2 protein-coding genes, 2 tRNA genes and 2 pseudogenes are annotated in these 3,988 nt (G+C 71.3%); 4 read left to right on the forward strand and 2 right to left on the reverse strand.

The features are described 5' to 3' along the window. Positions 1-523: pseudogene (locus AC2W7A_RS10080) on the reverse strand (hypothetical protein); the annotation flags it as partial. An 8-nt stretch (positions 524-531) separates the two neighbouring features. Continuing rightward, positions 532-2,263 (reverse strand): annotated as a pseudogene (gene ilvD, locus AC2W7A_RS10085) (dihydroxy-acid dehydratase). A gap of 118 nt (positions 2,264-2,381) precedes the next feature. Between ilvD and AC2W7A_RS10090 the strand changes: the two are divergent. From AC2W7A_RS10090 to AC2W7A_RS10105, 4 genes are all read left to right on the forward strand, one after another. After that, entirely contained in the window at positions 2,382-2,849 is a 468-nt protein-coding gene (locus AC2W7A_RS10090; RefSeq protein WP_485991240.1) for a hypothetical protein, read from the forward strand. Positions 2,850-2,906: 57 nt separating this feature from the next. Then, positions 2,907-2,982 (forward strand) — tRNA-Lys (locus AC2W7A_RS10095). 152 nt (positions 2,983-3,134) lie between these two features. Then, positions 3,135-3,617: a thioredoxin-dependent thiol peroxidase gene (gene bcp, locus AC2W7A_RS10100; protein WP_485991241.1), complete on the forward strand. Its 483-nt coding sequence runs from the start codon at positions 3,135-3,137 to the stop codon at positions 3,615-3,617. Between the two features lie 63 nt (positions 3,618-3,680). After that, positions 3,681-3,762: transfer RNA gene (locus AC2W7A_RS10105), tRNA-Leu, on the forward strand. Positions 3,763-3,988: the final 226 nt, after the last annotated feature.

The raw sequence follows: 3,988 nt of genomic DNA on the forward strand, positions 1-3,988 counted from the left end.
GCACAGGGCCGCGGGGGTCGTGGGGCGCCCCCGGTGGGCCGGGGGCGAGCCAGGGTCCCTCGAGGTGGATCCCGGCCAGGACGCCCTCGGCCACGAGCGGGACCAGTGCACGGACCTGTTCCGCGAGCACCGGCACGGGCGCGCTCACCAACGACGCCATGACGGTCCTGGTGCCGTGCGCACGCAGCGTCGCCGCCGCGGTCCGTGCGGCGTCCGCGCCGTCGGAGAAGGCGGCGCCACCGGCGCCGTGGCAGTGCATGTCCACCAGTCCGGGGGCGAGCACCGCGTCCCCGAGGTCCTGGACCGCGGCCGACCCGCCCCACGGGGTGTCCCGACCCGAGCCCCACGGCCATGAGGCGGTTCGCCGTCCAGGGGCGACCCAGCCGTCGTCGTGCAGCCGGTCCCCGTCATGGACGCGGGCCGCGCGGAGCACGCGGATCCCGTCCCCGGACACACGTGCACCGCCCCCGGCAGGCGGCGCGGCCTGGGGTCCGGGGGCGGTCGGCGGGGTGTGCTCCTGCATGGGGCGGATCAGCCGAGATAGGCGCCCTCGGCGGCGGAGTGGACGAGCTTGGCATACTTGCCGAGCACACCGGTGGTGAACTTCGGCTGCACCGGCTCCCAGGCCTCGCGGCGGGCGGCGAGCTCGGCCTCGTCCACGAGCAGGTCCATGGTGCGTCCGGCGATGTCCACGCGGATGCGGTCGCCGTCCTGCACCAGGCCGATCGGTCCGCCCTCGGCGGCCTCCGGGGCGATGTGGCCGATGCAGAGGCCGGTGGTGCCGCCGGAGAAGCGGCCGTCGGTGATGAGCAGGACGTCCTTGCCGAGACCCGCCCCTTTGATGGCGCCGGTGATGGCGAGCATCTCGCGCATGCCCGGGCCGCCCTTGGGGCCCTCGTAGCGGATGACCACCACGTCCCCGGCGGCGATCGTGCCGTCCTCCAGGGCGTCCATGGCGGCGCGCTCGCGGTCGAAGACGCGGGCGGTGCCCTCGAACACGTCGGCGTCGAAGCCGGCGGACTTCACCACGGCGCCCTCCGGGGCCAGCGAGCCGTGGAGGATCGCGATGCCGCCGTTCGGGTGCATGGCGTCGTCCATAGTGCGGATGACCCTGCCGTCCACCGGGTCCGGGTCCAGGTCCCTCAGGTTTTCCGCAAGCGTCCTGCCAGTGACCGTGAGGGTGTCCCCGTGCAGAAGGCCCTCGTCCAGCAGCGCCTTCATGACCACCGGGACGCCGCCGATGCGGTCCACGTCCGTCATCACGTACTGGCCGAACGGCTTGAGGTCCGCGATGTGCGGGGTGCGGTCGGCGATGCGGTTGAAATCGGACAGCTGCAGGTCCACGCCGGCCTCGCGGGCGATGGCCAGCAGGTGCAGCACCGCGTTGGTGGAGCCGCCGAAGGCCATGGTCACAGCGATCGCGTTCTCGAACGCCGGCTTGGTCATCACGTCCCGGGCGGTGATCCCCTGACGCAGCATGTCCACCACAGCCTCGCCGGAGCGACGGGCGAAGGCGTCGCGGCGGCGGTCCGCGGACGGGGCGGCGGCCGAGCCGGGCAGGGACATGCCGAGCGCCTCGCCGATCGAGGCCATGGTGTTGGCGGTGTACATGCCGCCGCACGCACCCTCGCCGGGGGCGATGGACTTCTCGATCCGCAGCAGGTCCTCCTCGGACATCAGGCCGCGGGCGCAGGCGCCCACCGCCTCGAAGGCGTCGATGATCGTCACCTGCTTCTCGGTGCCGTCGGTGAGGCGGGCCGTGCCCGGCATGATCGAGCCGGCGTAGACGAACACGGAGGCCAGGTCCAGGCGGGCGGCCGCCATGAGCATGCCGGGCAGGGACTTGTCGCAGCCGGCCAGCAGCACCGAGCCGTCCAGACGCTCGGCCATCATCACGGTCTCCACGGAGTCCGCGATGACCTCCCGTGAGACGAGGGAGAAGTGCATGCCCTCATGCCCCATGGAGATGCCGTCACACGGACACGGTGCCGAACTCGAGCGGATACCCGCCGGCGGCGTGGACGCCGTCCTTGGACGCATGGGCGAGGCGGTCCAGGGAGAGGTTGCACGGCGTGATCTCGTTCCAGGACGAGGCGATACCGATCTGGGGCTTGCCGAAGTCCTCGTCCCCCATGCCGACCGCGCGGAGCATGCCGCGGGCGGCGGTGCGCTCCATGCCGTCGGTGACGTCCCGGGAACGGGGCTTGATGTCGACCTCCGCCGATCCTGCAGTGCTGTCCTGAGCCTTCGAGGTGGTGTCCATGCGCACATCATAGGGACGGGGTGCGCCCGTGAGACGATCCCGTCCATCTGGTGACATGCAACCGGATCGTGACCTGTTGCGCACGACAGGCGTCATGCGCGTCACGTACGTTGGAGGCATGGACTCGCTCACCCTCCAACGACGGCTGCGCGGCGTGTTCGATGCCCGGGTGTTCAACCACGGCGACTACAACCTCGTCTACGGCCAGACCTCCGGGACGGCCACCCCGTTCGTGATCGGCTACCGACGCGTCCCGCGCGAGCTGGTGCTGTGTCCGGTGGACCCGTCCCACCCCGAGGTGGAAGCTGACGCGGACCCCACCGAGGTCTCCACCGTCTCGCTCGGCAACGTGGCGACCGTGGCGGACACCGGCAGCGGCTATCAGCTCGAGACCGTCACGGGGTTCCGCACCTGGTTCGAGGTGTCCCCGCACAGCCGGGTACATGTGGGCGACCTCTCCGAGACCGGCGTGGCCGACCTGGACCAGGCGGACGACGCCGCGGACTTCCACGAGTTCATGACCGGCTTCATGGACGAGCTCGACGGCCTCTACGCCGATTTGGACATGCGCGAGAAGGCCTGGTAGAGTACTTTCTCGTTGCACGGAGCGGCACCGATCAAAAACCGGTCCGGAGCGGCACCTGCGCCTCTAGCTCAATTGGCAGAGCATCAGACTCTTAATCTGCAGGTTCCGGGTTCAAGTCCCGGGGGGCGCACCACGGAGGAAGGCCCGTCACCACGCGGTGGCGGGCCTTTCGCGTGCCCGGGCCCGAGGCCGGCAGCGCGGCTCGACGGCCGCGGCGTGGAGGCGATCGCCCCGGGTTCCTGTGAGAAATGTCTCAGCCCCGGAGGATGTGCCAGAGTGGAGCCCATGAACACCGCTGAGACCACCCGACTCGAGGTGGGCGACACCGCCCCCGCCTTCACCCTGCAGGACCAGGACGGCCGCCCCGTCTCCCTGCGCGACCACGCCGGCAAGAACGTGATCGTCTACTTCTACCCGGCGGCCTCCACCCCGGGCTGCACCAAGCAGGCCTGCGACTTCCGCGACTCCCTGGCGTCCCTCAAGGCCGCCGGCTACGTGGTGCTGGGCATCTCCCCGGACCCGATCGGCAAGATCATCCGCTTCGCCCAGAAGGAGCAGCTCACCTTCCCGCTGCTCTCCGACGAGGACCACGCCGTGGCCGAGGCCTACGGCGCCTGGGGCGAGAAGAAGAACTACGGCAGGACCTACGAGGGCCTGATCCGCTCGACGATCGTGGTGGACCCGGCCGGCAAGGTCTCCCTCGCCCAGTACAACGTCAAGGCCACCGGCCACGTGGAGCGCCTGCGCAAGGCCCTCGGCCTGGACTGATCCGCGCCGGCGCGGGCGATAGACTGGGCGACCTGACGGGAGCGTCCGGCGCGGCCCGTCCACGCGGGCGTGGCGGAACTGGCAGACGCGCTGGATTTAGGTTCCAGTGTCCTAGGACATGGGGGTTCGAGTCCCCCCGCCCGCACTCGTCCCGACGACGGCCCCGTCCGTCCGGACGTCGGCCCGCCTGCGACCGTCCCGGCTCGGACGGAGTTGACCTGCGCCCGCGCCGGGGCACCACACCGAACGACACCGAGGGGAGGGCGGCCATGGAGATGTCCCGCCGTGCCGCACTGAGCCTGGGCCTGTCTGGCCTGACCCTCGCCGCCGCGGGCTGCACCGAGGACCTGCGCCGCCCCGCCCGGCCGACG

The sequence above is a fragment of the Micrococcus sp. LASM2_SD2 genome, assembly GCF_057364565.1.

Coding starts and splice junctions, on each gene's coding strand:
- AC2W7A_RS10090 (WP_485991240.1), top strand. CDS start 2,382: ATGGACTCGCTCACCCTCCAACGACGGCTGCGCGGCGTGTTCGATGCC.
- bcp (WP_485991241.1), top strand. CDS start 3,135: ATGAACACCGCTGAGACCACCCGACTCGAGGTGGGCGACACCGCCCCC.